At 66.7% G+C, this 16168-nt stretch carries 13 protein-coding genes and 1 tRNA gene; 9 read left to right on the top strand and 5 right to left on the bottom strand.

The features are described from left to right. The first annotated feature begins 59 nt into the window (after positions 1-59). Positions 60-1175 carry an ABC transporter ATP-binding protein gene (locus ACVK00_RS18755; RefSeq protein ID WP_284888911.1) on the top strand — a complete coding sequence of 372 codons (1116 nt, stop codon included), beginning with the start codon at positions 60-62 and terminating at the stop codon, positions 1173-1175. 82 nt (positions 1176-1257) lie between these two features. On the opposite strand, the gene ACVK00_RS18750 is transcribed toward ACVK00_RS18755, so the two are convergent. From ACVK00_RS18750 to trxB, 3 genes are all read right to left on the bottom strand, one after another. Further along, entirely contained in the window at positions 1258-1881 is a 624-nt protein-coding gene (locus ACVK00_RS18750) for a trimeric intracellular cation channel family protein (protein WP_166725116.1), read from the bottom strand. Further along, complete coding sequence (locus ACVK00_RS18745; RefSeq protein WP_284888912.1) at positions 1868-2647, bottom strand: Smr/MutS family protein; 780 nt, start codon at positions 2645-2647, stop codon at positions 1868-1870. The genes ACVK00_RS18750 and ACVK00_RS18745 overlap by 14 nt, the downstream gene beginning before the upstream one ends. 136 nt (positions 2648-2783) lie before the next feature. After that, positions 2784-3746, bottom strand: coding sequence for a thioredoxin-disulfide reductase (trxB, locus tag ACVK00_RS18740; RefSeq protein ID WP_006756164.1), 963 nt, complete (start codon positions 3744-3746; stop codon positions 2784-2786). A 418-nt stretch (positions 3747-4164) separates the two neighbouring features. Between trxB and ACVK00_RS18735 the strand changes: the two genes are divergently transcribed. From ACVK00_RS18735 to ACVK00_RS18725, 3 genes are all read left to right on the top strand, one after another. Next, positions 4165-6474, top strand: coding sequence for a DNA translocase FtsK (locus tag ACVK00_RS18735; RefSeq protein ID WP_006750826.1), 2310 nt, complete (start codon positions 4165-4167; stop codon positions 6472-6474). A gap of 46 nt (positions 6475-6520) precedes the next feature. Beyond that, complete coding sequence (gene lolA, locus ACVK00_RS18730; RefSeq protein WP_228907070.1) at positions 6521-7210, top strand: outer membrane lipoprotein chaperone LolA; 690 nt, start codon at positions 6521-6523, stop codon at positions 7208-7210. Between the two features lie 258 nt (positions 7211-7468). Then, complete coding sequence (locus ACVK00_RS18725; RefSeq protein ID WP_228907071.1) at positions 7469-8779, top strand: replication-associated recombination protein A; 1311 nt, start codon at positions 7469-7471, stop codon at positions 8777-8779. Between the two features lie 37 nt (positions 8780-8816). Here ACVK00_RS18725 and ACVK00_RS18720 read toward each other — a convergent pair whose 3' ends face one another. Then, a complete protein-coding gene (locus ACVK00_RS18720) occupies positions 8817-9083 on the bottom strand; it encodes a DUF2164 domain-containing protein (protein ID WP_006750829.1) in 267 nt (88 codons plus the stop codon). A gap of 264 nt (positions 9084-9347) precedes the next feature. Between ACVK00_RS18720 and serS the strand changes: the two genes are divergently transcribed. The 4 genes from serS (at position 9348) to ACVK00_RS18700 (ending at position 13693) form a co-directional block, all read left to right on the top strand. Next, positions 9348-10649 carry a serine--tRNA ligase gene (serS, locus tag ACVK00_RS18715; RefSeq protein WP_228907072.1) on the top strand — a complete coding sequence of 434 codons (1302 nt, stop codon included), beginning with the start codon at positions 9348-9350 and terminating at the stop codon, positions 10647-10649. Between the two features lie 114 nt (positions 10650-10763). Continuing rightward, a tRNA-Ser gene (locus tag ACVK00_RS18710) sits at positions 10764-10854 on the top strand. A gap of 143 nt (positions 10855-10997) precedes the next feature. Then, complete coding sequence (locus ACVK00_RS18705) at positions 10998-11945, top strand: phosphatase PAP2 family protein (RefSeq protein ID WP_284888913.1); 948 nt, start codon at positions 10998-11000, stop codon at positions 11943-11945. A gap of 212 nt (positions 11946-12157) precedes the next feature. Further along, complete coding sequence (locus ACVK00_RS18700) at positions 12158-13693, top strand: methyl-accepting chemotaxis protein (protein WP_284888914.1); 1536 nt, start codon at positions 12158-12160, stop codon at positions 13691-13693. Between the two features lie 33 nt (positions 13694-13726). Here ACVK00_RS18700 and ACVK00_RS18695 read toward each other — a convergent pair whose 3' ends face one another. After that, positions 13727-14887 (bottom strand): alkane 1-monooxygenase, encoded by a 1161-nt coding sequence (locus ACVK00_RS18695; protein WP_284888915.1) that lies wholly within the window; start codon positions 14885-14887, stop codon positions 13727-13729. A 541-nt stretch (positions 14888-15428) separates the two neighbouring features. Here ACVK00_RS18695 and ACVK00_RS18690 point away from each other — a divergent pair. After that, the gene (locus tag ACVK00_RS18690) at positions 15429-16082 is read left to right on the top strand and encodes a GNAT family N-acetyltransferase (protein WP_228907606.1); all 654 of its coding nucleotides are present in this window, start codon (positions 15429-15431) and stop codon (positions 16080-16082) included. The last annotated feature ends 86 nt before the right edge of the window (positions 16083-16168 follow it).

Genomic DNA, 16168 nt, shown 5'->3' with positions numbered 1-16168 from the left:
AAACGAACCCGACGCGGCGCCGCAGTGCGCCGCGCGAGACGAGACAGAGGATTCAGAGCATGGCAAGCCTTTCCATCCGTGACGTGTACAAGACCTACCCGAACGGGGTGCCGGTCCTGAAGGGTGTCGACATCGAGATCGAGGACGGACAGTTCCTGATCCTGGTCGGCGGGTCGGGCTGCGGGAAGTCGACGCTGCTCAACATGATCGCCGGCCTCGAGACCGTGACGAGCGGCGAGATCTGCATCGACGGCAAGGTCGTCAACGACCTGTCGCCGAAGGATCGCGACATCGCGATGGTGTTCCAGTCGTACGCGCTGTATCCGTCGATGACGGTGCGCGAGAACATCTCGTTCGGCCTGAACATCCGCAAGGTGCCCAAGAGCGAGCAGCAGCAGATCGTCGAGCGCGTGTCGGCGATGCTGCAGATCCAGCACCTGCTCGACCGCAAGCCGGGCCAGCTGTCGGGCGGCCAGCGCCAGCGCGTCGCGATGGGCCGCGCACTGGCGCGCGATCCGTCGCTGTTCCTGTTCGACGAGCCGCTGTCGAACCTCGACGCGAAGCTGCGCATCGAGATGCGCGCCGAAATCAAGCTGCTGCATCAGCGCCTTGGCACGACGATCGTCTACGTGACGCACGACCAGATCGAGGCCATGACGCTCGGCGACCGGATCGCGGTGATGAAGGACGGTGTGGTCCAGCAGTTCGGCGCGCCGCAGGACATCTACGATTCGCCGTCGAACCTGTTCGTCGCGGGCTTCATCGGCGCGCCGCCGATGAACTTCATCAACGGCAAGCTGGTCGAGCAGGGCACCGGGATCGCGCTCGAGATCGACACGGGCGTCAAGCGCGGCGCGCTCAACCTGCCGTTCGATGGCCAGCTGAAGTCGCACGTCGGCCGCGAGGTGATCCTCGGCCTGCGTCCGGAGCGCATCACCGACGTGCGCCACGCGCATAACGGCGACGCGTCGCACCTCCAGCCGTTCGACGTGCGCGTCGACGTGACCGAGCCGACCGGCCCGGACACGCACGTGTTCGCGCAGGTCAACGGCAAGCGGATCGTGAGCCGCGTGCATCCGGCCGCGAACCCGCAGCCCGACCAGACGCTGTCGCTGCTGTTCGACGTGTCGAAGGCGGTGCTGTTCGATCCGGTGTCGGAAGAGCGGATTGCGTGAGGCGGCGCTTGCGCTGAATGAAAGAGAAGGGGCCGTCTTGAACGGCCCCTTTCGTTTTTGCGTGTGGCGATGCGCGGCGGCGTCAGTGCGGCAACCGCACGTCGAACTTGAACGTCGCGAGCCGCGCGACGAGGATGAAGCCGGTCGCGAGCAGCACGCTGTACACCGAGTCGAACTGCAGCCACGCGAGCAGCAGGTAGAACCAGCAGCCGACGAACGCGCAGGTCGCGTACGGCCGCGAATCGCGCAGGATCAGCGGGATGTCGTTGCACAGCACGTCGCGGATGATGCCGCCGACCACGCCGGTGATCACGCCCATCATCACCGCGATAAAGCGCGGCATCTCGGCATCGAGCGCGATCGCGGTGCCCGAGATGCTGAAGATGCCGAGCCCGATCGCATCGGCCACCAGCAGCAGCCGCTCGGCCGACAGCCGCGACAGCATCCGCAGCACGAACGGTGCGAACAACGCGAGCACGAAGATCGCGATCACGTAGTCGTCGTGGATGACCCAGTAGAACGGCCGGCGTTCGAGCAGGATGTCGCGCAGCGTGCCGCCGCCGAACGCGGTGGCGAGCGCGACGACGAACGTGCCGACCGAGTCGAGACGGTTCTTGCGCGCCTCGATGAAGCCCGAGATCGCGAAGGCGAGCGTCGCGATCGCTTCCAGGATCGAGATCGCGAGCGTCAGCCTAGGATGCGGCACGCGGCCCCCGATCGGCCGGCGCCGGCAGCGGCTGCAGCAGCACGAGCACCGCGCCCGCGCCGCCGTCGTGGCTGCGCGCCTCGCAGAACGCGATCACTTCTTCCTTCTGCACGAGCCACGCGCGCACCTTGCCTTTCAGCACGGGCTCCTTGCCGATCGAGCCGAGCCCCTTGCCGTGGATCACGCGCAGGCAGCGCAGCCCCTTCTTGCCGGCTTCGCGGATGAATTCCGCGAGCGCGTCGCGCGCCTCGTCGCGCCGCATCCCGTGCAGGTCGAGCTGCGCCTGCACGATCCACGCGCCGCTGCGCAGCTTGCGCACGACCTCGCGACTGATGCCGGGGCGGTGGTAGTACAGCGATTCGTCGCTGTCGAGCAGCGTCTCGGGATCGAATTCGTCGGACAGCGTCGCGTTCAGCACGTCTTCCTCGTCGCGCTGCGTCTGCTTCGGCACCGGGTCGGGCGGCGTGCGGCCGGGCTTCGCGCGCGGCGGCGCGTTCAGCGGCTGGATCGCGCCGATTTCGTTGCGGAACAGGTTCGCGTCGGCTTCCACCTGGCGCGCGACCTTCGCGGTTTCGACGCGGGTGCGCTCGCGGCGGTCGGCTTCGCCTTGCAGCGACTTGCGCAGCGCGCCGAGGCCGGCAAGGCCCTGGCCGCGCAACGTGGCGGCATCAGGCGCGGGCGATGGCGCGGCGGGCGCCGGGTTCGCGGGACGGGAGGCGATCTGCCGCTTCGCGGGATCGCTCGGATGGGGCTGGTTCTTCGCCATGATTCGGTAACCGGGCAGGCGCGTTCGGACGCGCGGGCACAAAAAAAGCCGCTGCACGGCGGCAGCGGCTTTCCGGTCAAGCCCGCTTCGCGGCAGCGGACGCCATTGTAGCGCCCGGCGGCCGAACGCTTGACGCTTACTTCTTGTCGTGCAGGCTTTCGAGGTAGCGCTGCGCGTCGAGCGCGGCCATGCAGCCCGTGCCGGCGCTCGTGATCGCCTGGCGGTACACGTTGTCCTGCACGTCGCCGGCGGCGAACACGCCCGGCACGCTGGTCGACGTCGCGTTGCCGTGCAGGCCGCTCTTCGTCAGGATGTAGCCGTCCTTCATCTCGAGCTGGCCCTGGAACAGGTCGGTGTTCGGCTTGTGGCCGATCGCGACGAACACGCCTTGCACGTTGAGATCCTGCGTCGCGCCGGTCTTCACGTTCTTGATGCGCAGGCCCGTGACGCCCGACTGCTCGCCCGTCACTTCGTCGAGCACGTGATCCCACTTGATGTCGACGACGCCTTCCTTTTCCTTCTCCAGCAGGCGGTCGATCAGGATCGGCTCGGCGCGGAACTTGTCGCGGCGGTGAATCACTGTGACCTTCTTCGCGATGCCCGTCAGGTAGAGCGCTTCCTCGACGGCTGTGTTGCCGCCGCCGATCACCGCGACTTCCTGGTTGCGATAGAAGAAGCCGTCGCAGGTCGCGCAGGCCGACACGCCCTTGCCCATGAAGGCTTCCTCGGACGGCAGGCCGAGATACTGCGCGGACGCGCCGGTCGCGATGATCAGCGAGTCGCACGTGTATTCGCCCGAATCGCCGATCAGCCGGATCGGCTGTTCGTGCAGTTTCGCGGTGTGGATGTGGTCGAATACGATTTCGGTGTTGAAGCGCTCGGCGTGCTCCTGGAAGCGCGCCATCAGTTCCGGGCCTTGCACGCCCTTTGCGTCCGCCGGCCAGTTTTCGACGTCGGTCGTCGTCATCAGCTGGCCGCCCTGCGCGATGCCGGTGACCAGCACCGGGGACAGGTTGGCGCGTGCCGCGTAGACGGCAGCCGTGTAGCCGGCGGGGCCGGAACCGAGAATCAGGACTTTGGCGTGTTTGGGCGTGGACATGTGCGAATCCGTAAAAGGCGGCCGCGGCGGGCGGGATAAGGCTCGCCGGACGGTCTGGGTTGACCGGGATGCCGTCATAGATGGGTATCAGACGCGCATTATAAAGGCCCCGTTGCTGCACTGCCGAACGAGAGTTTCAATCGTGGCGATAGCGTTTCCCGGCGGCCGGCTCGCGGCGCGGCGGGGCTGCGGGGGCCGGCAGGGTGGAGCACGGCTGCCGTTGCCCGTGGCGGCGCATTGCCGCGGGCGGGCGCCATGGGCTGGCGCCGGACGGTCCGGATCGCGTGTGCGGTGTGTGCTTCAGGTACCCGGCCCTCTTATGTAACCGTCATTTACACTTGACGGCCCGGTGCAGCGTTTACAATAAGCGCGATCGAACGACAGGCGGGCCCGCGGCCCGTCCTCTTTATACGGATTCATGGCAAAAGCTCCTTATTCCGCCCAGGCACAGGCGTTGCCGCACCGGATGTCGAAGCTCCTCACGGAGATCCGCTGGATTCTCCAGGTCGCGCTCTGCGCTTTTCTGGTGATGGCCCTGTTGAGCTACAGCCGGCGCGATCCGAGCTGGACGCACGCAGCCCAGGTGGACCACATCTCGAACTGGGCCGGCCGCGTGGGCGCATGGACGGCCGACATCATCCTGCTGCTGTTCGGCCTGTCGGCCTACTGGCTGATCGTGCCGCTCGGACGGCGCATCGCGGTCAACTACCGGCGCATCACGCGTCACGAGGCGGTCGTCGACGAACCCGAGCGGCCGATCGGCTGGCTCACCGAGATCTTCGCGTTCGTGCTCGTCGTGCTCGCGTGCGACGGCATCGAGGCGCTGCGGATGTGGTCGCTGAAGGTGCAGTTGCCGCGCGCGCCGGGTGGCGTGATCGGCGAGGCCGTGGCGGGCGCGATGTCGCACGCGTTCGGCTTCACCGGCGGCACGCTGCTGCTCTTGATCGCGCTCGCGATCGGCCTGTCGCTGTATTTCCGCTTCTCGTGGCTGTCGGTCGCCGAGCGCGTCGGCGGTGCGATCCTGTCCGCCGTCAACGTCGCGAAACTGCGCCGCGAGGCCGAGCGCGACCGCAAGCTCGGCGAGGCCGCGGCCGTGCGCCGCGAAGGCAAGGTCGAGGAGGAGCGCGTGCGCATCGAGGATCACGAGCCCGTGACGATCGTGCCGCCGGTCGTCACGCCGGCAAAGTCCGAGCGTGTCGAGCGCGAGCGCCAGGTGCCGCTTTTCACCGACCTGCCGGGCGATTCGACGCTGCCGCCGGTGTCGCTGCTCGATCCCGCGCCCAAGACGCAGGAAGCGATTTCCGCCGATACGCTCGAATTCACGTCGCGGCTGATCGAGAAGAAGCTGAAGGACTTCGGCGTCGAGGCGAGCGTCGTCGCCGCGTATCCGGGCCCGGTCGTCACGCGCTACGAGATCGAGCCGGCCACCGGCGTGAAGGGCAGCCAGATCGTCAACCTCGCGAAGGATCTCGCGCGTTCGCTGTCGCTCGTGTCGATCCGCGTGGTCGAGACGATCCCCGGCAAGAACTACATGGCGCTCGAGCTGCCGAACCAGCGCCGCCAGACGGTGCACCTGTCCGAGATCATCGGCTCGGAAGTCTATGCGGCCGCGTCGTCGGCGCTGACCCTGAGCCTCGGCAAGGACATCGGCGGCAAGCCGGTGTGCGCGGATCTCGCGAAGATGCCGCACTTGCTGGTCGCGGGCACGACCGGTTCGGGCAAGTCGGTCGGGATCAACGCAATGATCCTGTCGCTGCTGTACAAGGCGACCGCCGAGCAGGTGCGCCTGATCCTGATCGATCCGAAGATGCTCGAAATGAGCGTCTACGAAGGCATTCCGCACCTGCTGTGCCCGGTCGTCACCGACATGCGCCAGGCTGGCCATGCGCTGAACTGGACGGTCGCGGAGATGGAGCGCCGCTACAAGCTGATGAGCAAGCTCGGCGTGCGCAACCTCGCCGGCTACAACAACAAGATCGACGACGCGGCGAAGCGCGAGGAAAAGATTCCGAATCCGTTCAGCCTGACGCCGGACGATCCTGAGCCGCTTGGCCGCCTGCCGAACATCGTCGTCGTGATCGACGAGCTCGCCGACCTGATGATGGTCGTCGGCAAGAAGGTCGAGGAACTGATCGCGCGGATCGCGCAGAAGGCGCGCGCGGCCGGCATCCATCTGATCCTCGCGACGCAGCGCCCGTCCGTCGACGTGATCACCGGCCTGATCAAGGCGAACGTGCCGACGCGGATCGCGTTCCAGGTATCGTCGAAGATCGACTCGCGCACGATTCTCGATCAGATGGGCGCCGAATCGCTGCTCGGGATGGGCGACATGCTGTACCTGCCGCCGGGCAGCGGGCTGCCCGTGCGCGTGCACGGCGCGTTCGTCGCCGATGACGAAGTGCATCGCGTCGTCGAGAAGCTCAAGGAGCACGGCGAGCCGAACTACGTCGAAGGGCTGCTCGAAGGCGGCACCGCCGACGGCGACGAGGGTTCGGCAGGCGCGGGAACCGGCGAAGGCGGCGGCGAGTCTGATCCGCTGTACGACCAGGCGGTCGAGATCGTCATCAAGAACCGCCGCGCGTCGATTTCGCTCGTGCAGCGCCATCTGCGGATCGGCTATAACCGCGCGGCGCGGCTGCTCGAACAGATGGAACAGTCGGGGCTCGTGTCGACGATGTCGTCGAGCGGCAACCGCGAAATTCTTGTGCCGGCGCGCGACGCGGAATGAGTCCGCGGCGCCCGCGGCGCCGGCCACCCACGGAGAAAACCGCAATATGCAGCAACATTCGTTCGCATTGTCCCTTCGTTCTACGCGGCGCTGGCTCGGCGCGGCGCTCGCCGGCGCATCGCTGATGCTCGCGGCGACGCACGCGTTCGCGGGCGGCACCGAGCAACTGAAGGCCTTCGTGTCGCAGGTCCATTCGGCGAAGGGCGAATTCACGCAGCAGATCGTCAAGGCGCCGAGCAAGGGCGCGAGCGCCGCGCAGGTCGCGCCGAAGCCGAACGACAATTCGAGCGGCACGTTCGTGTTCTCGCGCCCGGGCAAGTTCATCTGGACGTACCAGAAGCCGTACCAGCAGGTGCTGCAGGCCGACGGCGACAAGCTCTACGTGTACGACCGCGACCTGAACCAGGTCACCGAGCGCAAGCTGAACGGCGCGCTGGGCGCGAGCCCGGCCGCGATCCTGTTCGGCAGCAACGATCTCGACAAGAACTACACGCTGCGCGATGCAGGCGAGAAGGGTGGGATCGACTGGCTCGAGATGTTGCCGAAGGCGCAGGACACGCAGTTCCAGCGGATCGGCATCGGTTTCCGCAACGGCACGCTCGCCGCGATGGAACTGCACGACGTGTTCGGCAACGTCACGCTGCTCACGTTCACGAACATCCAGACGAATCCGCCGCTGAAGGGCGATACGTTCAAGTTCGTCGTGCCGAAGGGCGCGGACGTGATCAACGGCTGAGCGGCGTCGCACCGTTGTCCCGACACGGGCCTGCCGGCAACGGCAGGCCCGTGTTGTTTACGGGCGCGGGCACCAGACGCGGGTACCAGGCGCGGGTACCAGGCGCGGGCACCAGGCGCGGGCACCAGGCGCGGGCACCGGACGCGGGCACCGGACGCGGCCACCGGGTGCGGGCCCGGCGGCGCAGTCGCGCGGCTGTCATAATATCGGGTCCTGCGGCCCGTTCGGCCGCCATTGTCTGATCTGGAGCGAGGGTTCATGTCCGACCTGTTTCAAGTCGAGCCGCGCCGGCCGCTCGCCGAGGCGCTGCGGCCCAAGACGCTCGCCGAGGTGATCGGCCAGACGCACCTGCTGGGCGAAGGCAAGCCGCTGCGGCTCGCGTTCGAATCCGGCAAGCCGCATTCGATGATCCTGTGGGGGCCGCCCGGCGTCGGCAAGACGACGCTCGCGCGCCTCACCGCGCTCGCCTTCGACTGCGAATTCATCGCGCTGTCCGCGGTGCTCGGCGGCGTGAAGGACATCCGCGAGTCGATGGAGCAGGCGAGGGACACGCTCAACCGCACCGGCCGCCACACGATCCTGTTCGTCGACGAAATTCACCGCTTCAACAAGGGGCAGCAGGATGCGCTGCTGCCGTTCGTCGAATCGGGGCTCGTGACCTTCATCGGCGCGACGACCGAGAATCCGAGCTTCGAAGTCAACTCGGCGCTGCTGTCGCGCGCCCAGGTGTACGTGCTGCAGTCGCTGAACGACGACGAGATGCGTCAGTTGCTCAAGCGTGCACAGGAAATCGCGCTCGACGGCCTCGCGTTCGAGGACAAGGCGGTCGATACGCTCATCGGTTACGCGGACGGCGACGCGCGGCGCTTCCTCAACCTGCTCGAGCAGGCGCAGACGGCCGCCTCGTCCGCCCGAATCACGACCATCGATGCCGATTTCGTCAGCAGCGCGATGACGCTGAACGCGCGGCGCTTCGACAAGGGCGGCGACAATTTCTACGACCAGATCTCGGCGCTGCACAAGTCGGTGCGCGGTTCGAGCCCGGACGGCGCGCTGTACTGGTTCTGCCGGATGATCGACGGCGGCGCGGATCCGAAATATCTCGCGCGGCGGATCGTGCGGATGGCGTGGGAAGACATCGGCCTGGCCGACCCGCGCGCGCTGCAGATGGCGAACGACGCGGCCGCAACCTACGAGCGGCTCGGCTCCCCCGAAGGCGAGCTGGCGCTCGGGCAGGCGGTGATCTATCTCGCGTGCGCGGCCAAGAGCAACGCGGGCTACAACGCGTTCAACCAGGCGATGGCGTTCGTGAAGCAGGACAAGTCGCGCGAGGTGCCCGTGCATCTGCGCAATGCGCCGACCAAGCTGATGAAGGAACTCGGCTACGGTCATGCGTATCGCTACGCGCACGACGAACCGAACGCCTATGCGGCCGGCGAGACCTACCTGCCGGAAGGCATGCGCGAGCCGCGCTGGTACAAGCCGGTGCCGCGCGGGCTCGAATCGAAGATCGCCGACAAACTCGCGTGGCTGCGCGAGCTCGACCGCGAGGCCGGCAAGAAGGACTGACCGGCCACACGCGGCGGCGGGCGCTGCGCCGGGTGCGTCAGCGCTTGCGGCCCGGCTGCTTCTTCCAGTACTCGAACGGCTCCGCGTGGCATTCGATGTCGAGTTCGGCGACCCGTGCGTGCAGGCGCTCCTGCGCATCGGCGATCGCGAGGTTGTAGATCGCCGGCGCGATTTCCTCGACGAAGAAGTGCAGCAGCGCGCCGGCCTGGATGTTGCCGATCGGCTCGTCCATGTTTTCTGTGAAATAGCGTTGCAGCGACGCGATCGCGCGGTCGCGCACATCCTTGTCCAGTTCGATGGCCATCGGGTTCCTTGAGTTGCGGTGACGGGCGGCAGGTGTTTCGTTCGATGCGTTGCCGCGGGCGGGCGCGGGCGTTTCGCGATTCCGCAGCGGTTCGAAGCCGTGCGACTCGCCGGCTGCCGAGCGGCGGAACGGCAATGCGATACTGCCATGGCCATCGCACCACGGTCATCGCCCGTTTGAGGCATTGTCCGTTCGTCCAGTGCCGTGGCGACCGCGCGGTGCGTTAGAATTCCCGTCTTACACAACGATTTCCCAAGTCCTCCCATGCTCGACATCCAGTTGCTGCGCAAAGACCTCGACGGCGTCGCGAAGCGCCTCGCCGATCGCGGCTACACCCTCGACGTCGCCGCGTTTTCCGCCCTCGAAGCGGAACGCCGCGCGATCCAGACCCGTACCGAAGAGCTCCAGGCGCGCCGCAACAGCCTGTCGAAGCAGATTGGCGCGATGAAGGGAAAGGGCGAGGACACGTCGGCCGTGATGGCCGAAGTCGGCGGGATCGGCGACGAGATGAAGGCGTCGGAGGCCAAGCTCGGCGAGATCCAGACGCGCCTGTCCGACCTGATGCTGGGCATGCCGAACGTCGCGCACGAAAGCGTGCCGGTCGGCAAGGACGAGGCCGACAACGTCGAGGTGCGCCGCTGGGGCGCGCCGCGCCAGTTCGACTTCGAGGTGAAGGATCACGTCGACGTCGGCACGCCGCTCGGCCTCGATTTCGAAACCGGCGCGAAGCTCGCCGGCGCACGCTTCACGATGCTGCGCGGCTCGATCGCACGCCTGCACCGCGCGCTCGCGCAGTTCATGATCGACACGCACACGCTGCAGCACGGCTACAGCGAGACGTACACGCCGTACATCGTGAATCCCGAGATCCTGTACGGCACGGGCCAGCTGCCGAAGTTCGCGGACGACATGTTCCGCGTCGAGAAGGGCGGCGGCGAGAACACGATCACGCAATACCTGATCTCGACGTCCGAGATCTCGCTGACGAACACCGTGCGCGAATCGATCGTCGAAGGCTCCGCGCTGCCGATCAAGCTCACCGCGCATTCGCCGTGCTTCCGCTCGGAAGCCGGCTCGTACGGCCGTGACACGCGCGGGATGATCCGCCAGCACCAGTTCGACAAGGTCGAGATGGTGCAGGTCGTCGCGCCGGACGCATCGTACGCGGCGCTCGACGAGATGGTCGGCCACGCGGAAGCGATCCTGCAGAAGCTCGGCCTGCCGTACCGCGTGATGGCGCTGTGCACGGGCGACATGGGTTTCTCGGCCGCGAAGACGTTCGACCTTGAAGTGTGGCTGCCCGCGCAGAACACCTATCGCGAGATCTCGAGTTGCTCGAACACCGAGGCGTTCCAGGCGCGCCGGATGCAGGCGCGTTTCCGCAATGCGCAGGGCAAGCCGGAACTCGTGCATACGCTGAACGGCTCGGGCCTCGCGGTCGGACGCACGCTCGTCGCGGTGCTCGAGAACTACCAGAATGCCGACGGTTCGGTCACGGTGCCGGAAGCACTGCGTCCGTACATGGGCGGCATGGAACGCATCGACGCGCCTGCGCAGGCGTCGTAACGCGGCCTTCAAACCCCTCGCAAAAAATTTGCAGAAAGGGCTTGTCAGCCAGGAATCGATCGTCTTATAATCTTTTTCTCGCGGAAACGACCGGCCGTGAGATGTAGCAAGGAAGGAGAGGTGGCAGAGTGGTCGAATGTACCTGACTCGAAATCAGGCGTACGGTTTCCCCGTACCGTGGGTTCGAATCCCACCCTCTCCGCCAAAATACGAAGCCCCGTGATCCGAAAGGATCACGGGGTTTTTCGTTTTGGTCGCCCGGTCATGAGCGAGGCTGCGTCGATGCCGGTGTACGATAGCGCGCAGGCGCATGGGCCGGCCGACACACGTTGAACCATAAAAGCCACAATGAGAGCGAGCACGGGGATCTGGGGAAGGCTGACGGGAGCTGTATTGCTGGCGGCGCTCGCGGCCGGCGTGTGTGTCACGAATGCGGATTGGGTCGTGAATCCCGACAGCGTCGTCGAGCTCGCGAAGAGCGTCGCAATCGGGTTCGCGGCAAGCGGGTTCCTTGCAGCCTTGTCCTGCGTACGCCGCTATCGTGACATCACGCGAATGCTGCGCTGTCGCGAATTTGCATTCGCGCTACTGAGCGTGGCGCTGCTCGCAACGCTCAGCGCGGCCTTCGCCGTGCTCGATTATCTCTGTGTGGCGCTCGCCCCGCCGCCGGTCGAAAGCTATCTCGTTCGCTTCGATGCGATGCTTGGTTTCCATTGGCCGGACCTGTACCGATGGGTGATGGCGCAAACGGGCCTGCACCGTGTGCTCGATCTCGCGTATCGCAGCGGCATGCCGCAACTGATTGCTGTGCCGTTCATCCTGGCGGCGGCCCGCCGCGTCGACGATCTTGCCGAGTTCGTCGCGCAGTTCATGTTTGCGGTGATCGTGGTCGTGCTCGTCTCCACGCCGTTCCCGGCTGCCAGTGCATTCATCCATTTCGGCATCACCGACCCGGGCACCGCATCGACGGTGACACACTACGACCTGCTGCGCAGCGGGCAATTCCATCGGTTGAACCTGGCCGAATCGCAGGGGCTCGTGTCGTTGCCGTCGTTCCATGTGATGCTGGCGCTGCTGTTCGCGTATGCGGTGCGGCATGTCCGCTACGTGTTTCCGGCCGCGGTCGTGCTGAATGCGGTGATGATCGCATCGACGCCGACGCAGGGCGGTCACTACCTGGCTGACGTGATTGCCGGGCTCGTGTGCGGTGTGCTGTCGATCGTCGCGGTGCGTCGCTGGATGGCCGGCCGGCGCACGACCGAGACGGCCGGACCGCGCGCGGCAAGTCCGACCTGATCGCGCGGCACCCGAGTCACGACACACCGGCCAGCACGCGCTGGTCGGCAACCCCCGGTCCCCACCGTTGCCGGATCGCCGTCTTCCTCACGGCCGCCCCCCGGATACCCGCCGCCGCTTTCCTGCTTCAGCCTTGGCTCCGCGCGCCGTTAACAGTGAGCGGTGGCAAGCGCCTTCCGCGCCGTCGCCGCTCCCCGTCGATTCAAGGTCCCATGAAGCTGAGCTACAAGATTCCCCTCGCATTCGCCATTGCGCTGCTGCTGATGTTCTGCGGTGCGCTATACGGTATCCGCATCCTCAATCGGTCGATCGATACGTTCGCGAACGACGTGCAGACGCATGTCGCCAACGAGCGGCTCGTGTCGGCGACGCTCGTTCAGTTCAAGCTGCAGGTCCAGGAATGGAAGGACACGCTGCTGCGCGGCAAGCAGCCCGACAAGCTCGACAAGTACTGGCAGGCATTCCAGACGCGCGAGCGCACGGTCGACACGCTCGCCGCGCAACTCGTCAACCAGTTGCCGCCCGGCGAGAGCCGCACGCTCGTCGAGCAGTTCATGCGCGCGCATACGGCGATGGGCGACGGCTACCGGCGCGGGTTCGACGCATTCAAGGCCGCGGGTTTCGAGCCAACTGCCGGTGACGCGGCCGTGGCGGGCGTCGACCGGGCACCCGCCGAGCTGCTCGAGCGCGCGGCGAAGACGATCGCCGACGAGAGCGCCGACGTGTCGGCGCAAACAAGTCGCGACGCGCGCCACGCGACCACGGCAAGCGTCGTGCTGATGCTGATCGTGCTCGGCATCGCGATGATCGGGGCGTTCCTGTTCAGCCGCGCGATCCTGCGGCCGCTCGATCGCGCGGTCGCCTGCGCGCAGGCGGTGGCCGGCGGCGACCTGACGCGCGACGTCGACGCGGCGGGCCGCGACGAGATCGCCGATCTGCTGCGTGCGTTGCGGACGATGCAGGCGAGCCTGTCGGGTGTCGTGCTCGAGGTGCGTACGCATGCCGAAGCCGTCGCGACCGCGAGTGCGCAGATCGCATCGGGCAATCACGACCTGTCGTCGCGCACCGAGGCGCAAGCCGCGTCGCTCGAGGAAACCGCCGCCAGCATGACCGAACTGACGGATATCGTGCGCCAGTCGGCCGGGTATGCGCAGCACGCGGCGCAACTGGCACAGGACGCATCGGATATTGCGTCCGCGGGCGGCAGTGTGATGACGGACGCCGTCGACACGATGAGCGGCATTGCCGCCAGTTCGGCGAAGGTTGGCGAGATCATCGCGGTCATCGACAGCATCGCATTCCAGACCAACATCCTCGCGCTGAACGCGGCCGTCGAGGCGGCGCGGGCGGGCGAGCAGGGGCGCGGCTTCGCGGTTGTCGCGTCGGAGGTTCGCACGCTCGCGCAGCGCAGTGCGGCCGCCGCGAAGGAGATCAAGGCGCTCATCGAGCAATCGACGCGGCGGGTCGACGAGGGCGCCGTGCTGATCGGCCGCGCGGGCGAATCGATCCACGAGATCGTCGGCGCGGTGCAGCGGGTCACGACGATCGTCGGCGAGATCTCGTCCGCATCGCAGGAGCAGAGCGGCGGCATCCAGCAGGTGAACGTCGCGGTCACGCAGATGGATGAAGCGACGCAGCGCAACGCGGCGCTGGTCGAACAGGCGTCGGCCGCAACGCAGGCGCTGGCCGAGCAGGCGAGCGCGCTGCGGCACGCGGTCGCCGTGTTCAGGCTGCCGCAAGCCGCGTGACGATATCGCCGATCGCGACCGCACCGCCTGGCATCACGCCGTGGCCGAATACTGCGCGAGCACGCGAGCGCGGATCGACGGCTTGATGTTCGATTGCGCCATGTTGCCGCCGTAGTGCGCGACGACACGCGGATTCATCACGCGATACCAGAGCGGCGGCACATAGGCGAACAGGATCATCGTCGCGTAGCCGGCCGGCAGTTGCGGCGAGTCGTCGAAGTGGCGCAGCGCCTGGTACGAGCGCGTCGGGTTCGCGTGATGGTCGGCGTGCCGCTGCAGCTGATACAGGAACAGGTTGGTGACGACGTGATTGCTGTTCCACGAATGCTGCGGCGCGCAGCGTTCGTAGCGGCCGCTCGGCAGCTTGCGGCGGCCGAGCCCGTAGTGCTCGACGTAGTTGACGACTTCGAGCAGCGACGCGCCGTACACGGCCTGGATCACGAGGAACGGGATCACGACCTTGCCGGCCATCGCGATCGCGATGCCCCACACGACGACGGTCATTGCCCACGCATGCAGAACCTCGTTGCGCCAGGTCCACGGCGAATGCCCGAGCCGCTCGAGGCGCGCCTTTTCGAGCCGCCAGGCCGAGCGGATGCTGCCCGTCACCGTGCGCGGCAGGAAGGCCCAGAACGATTCGCCGTAGCGCGCGCTCGCCGGGTCCTCGGCCGTCGCGACGCGCACGTGATGGCCGCGGTTGTGCTCGACGAAGAAGTGCCCGTACGCAACCGGCGCGAGCGTGACTTTCGCCAGCCAGCGCTCGAAGCGGCTGGTCTTGTGCCCGAGTTCGTGCGCGGTATTGATCGAGATGCCCGTCGCGGCGCCGAGCGACAGCGCGAAGCCGACGTAGTCGTACCACGCGAGCGCATGCGTGCCGACGATCCACACGCACATGAAGAACGCAACGTATTCGACCAGCGTCGCGAGATAGACGATGTAGCGGTAGTAGCGTGCCCGTTCGAGGTGCGGGACGACGGCTTCGGGTGGATTGTCGCGATCGTCGCCGATCAGCGTGTCGAGGATCGGAATCACACCGAACGCGAACAACGGGCCGAACCACCAGAACACGTGAAGGCCCGTCGACAACGCAAGCTGGGCCGAGAGGATCGGCAGCGTGATCGTCAGCGCACCGAGCAGCCACAGATAACGTTTGCCATCCGACCAGCCCGAGGCCGATTCGTCGGTCATTGCCATTGTCTCCCTCCTTTCGGGGCCGGCTCCTGCGCTTGCGGGCGCGATGGCCGGACCTGCACGTTTATCGTCGTTCGAATCGTCGTTGGTCCGCGACACGGCGCACGGCACCGGATCGGTGGCCCGGCTGTGCCAGTTATACGACCGTCGCGCACGCTTTCCAAACCCCGGCGCTAGGCGTGGAACTCCAAACGGCGAGCCGTGCATGCCGCGCGTCGGGAAGGGCCGGCACGGGGGTGATTGAAACAGCCCCACGCAGGCCCGATCCACCCGTGCGGCCGAGGTCTCGTCAGAGGAATGGGTGTTGTGACGCTCGCGTGCCGCCGGCGGTGAGCTTCGCAACGAATGTTGCAATGCAATAAGTACGGCTCAACGACGTGCGGTGGCGCAGCTCTTTTCCGTACATATGTTACGAACGATTACGGCCGTGGCGACGAAATGCCGGTTGTTCGCCGCATGAAATGCCATACATGACAAGGCGAGCCGGGCGACATGTCCGACCTTGCGATTCGGTTGCCATGCGTCGCTGCGCTTCGGCGCGCCGATGCTGCATCTGCACACCCGCGCGTGCGCGGCATCCGTTGCCTTTCGATCCGCGCTGTCATTTGAAAATAACGATTTGACTCATGCCCCGCTTTCGGTTGAAGCTAGTAGCTTGCTGTCCGAAGGGGGCTGTGCCTGCATGAGTTCGACCTTGACCGTTCGTCGTATCGCTGCCGACCAGGGCCGCGTGTATCGCGAACTCCGCGCCGCGTCACTGCGTGAGCCCTACGCGCCCGGCGAAGCGCCGGAGGCCGAATTGCTGAACGTCGATGCCGACGCGGCGGCGGCCATCGCCGCGCTGCGCGCCACGTCCGACGAGTCGACGACTTTTCTGCTGTACACCGAAGGCCATCCGGCCGGCATGATCGGCGCGTATTTCGACAATACGCCCGAGCGGCGCGCGTTCGTCAGCGAGCTGTGGGTCGCGCACGCGGTCCGTCATCTGCGCGGCGGCGTGCTGTTGCTGGAAACGGCCACCGCGTGGCTGGCCGAACGCGGTGCGCAGGACGTCTATGCATGGATCGCCGATGCGAACCGCAACGCAATCCGTTTCTACGAACGCGCGGGTTTCGGCAACACGGGCGAGCATGCACCAATCGCGCGCATGCCCGGCGCGATGAAGTCGTTGTTCGTGTCGCACTTCAACACACCCTGACGCATGAACGCGCGGGCCGCACGGCGCAATGAAGCCCCGGTCGCCCGTCCCACTGCCCGCCTGCTGGTCGCGCGTTCGCCGCGACC

It is taken from the genome of Burkholderia sp. PvR073 (assembly GCF_054055695.1).
This window is presented reverse-complemented; position numbering and strand designations above follow the sequence as displayed.

Bases quoted from the DNA above. Each gene is read 5' to 3' on its own strand.
- ACVK00_RS18755 (WP_284888911.1), top strand. From the start codon at position 60: ATGGCAAGCCTTTCCATCCGTGACGTGTACAAGACCTACCCGAACGGG.
- ACVK00_RS18745 (WP_284888912.1), bottom strand. From the start codon at position 2,647: ATGGCGAAGAACCAGCCCCATCCGAGCGATCCCGCGAAGCGGCAGATC.
- trxB (WP_006756164.1), bottom strand. From the start codon at position 3,746: ATGTCCACGCCCAAACACGCCAAAGTCCTGATTCTCGGTTCCGGCCCC.
- ACVK00_RS18735 (WP_006750826.1), top strand. From the start codon at position 4,165: ATGGCAAAAGCTCCTTATTCCGCCCAGGCACAGGCGTTGCCGCACCGG.
- lolA (WP_228907070.1), top strand. From the start codon at position 6,521: ATGCAGCAACATTCGTTCGCATTGTCCCTTCGTTCTACGCGGCGCTGG.
- ACVK00_RS18725 (WP_228907071.1), top strand. From the start codon at position 7,469: ATGTCCGACCTGTTTCAAGTCGAGCCGCGCCGGCCGCTCGCCGAGGCG.
- ACVK00_RS18720 (WP_006750829.1), bottom strand. From the start codon at position 9,083: ATGGCCATCGAACTGGACAAGGATGTGCGCGACCGCGCGATCGCGTCG.
- serS (WP_228907072.1), top strand. From the start codon at position 9,348: ATGCTCGACATCCAGTTGCTGCGCAAAGACCTCGACGGCGTCGCGAAG.
- ACVK00_RS18705 (WP_284888913.1), top strand. From the start codon at position 10,998: ATGAGAGCGAGCACGGGGATCTGGGGAAGGCTGACGGGAGCTGTATTG.
- ACVK00_RS18700 (WP_284888914.1), top strand. From the start codon at position 12,158: ATGAAGCTGAGCTACAAGATTCCCCTCGCATTCGCCATTGCGCTGCTG.
- ACVK00_RS18695 (WP_284888915.1), bottom strand. From the start codon at position 14,887: ATGGCAATGACCGACGAATCGGCCTCGGGCTGGTCGGATGGCAAACGT.
- ACVK00_RS18690 (WP_228907606.1), top strand. From the start codon at position 15,429: ATGCTGCATCTGCACACCCGCGCGTGCGCGGCATCCGTTGCCTTTCGA.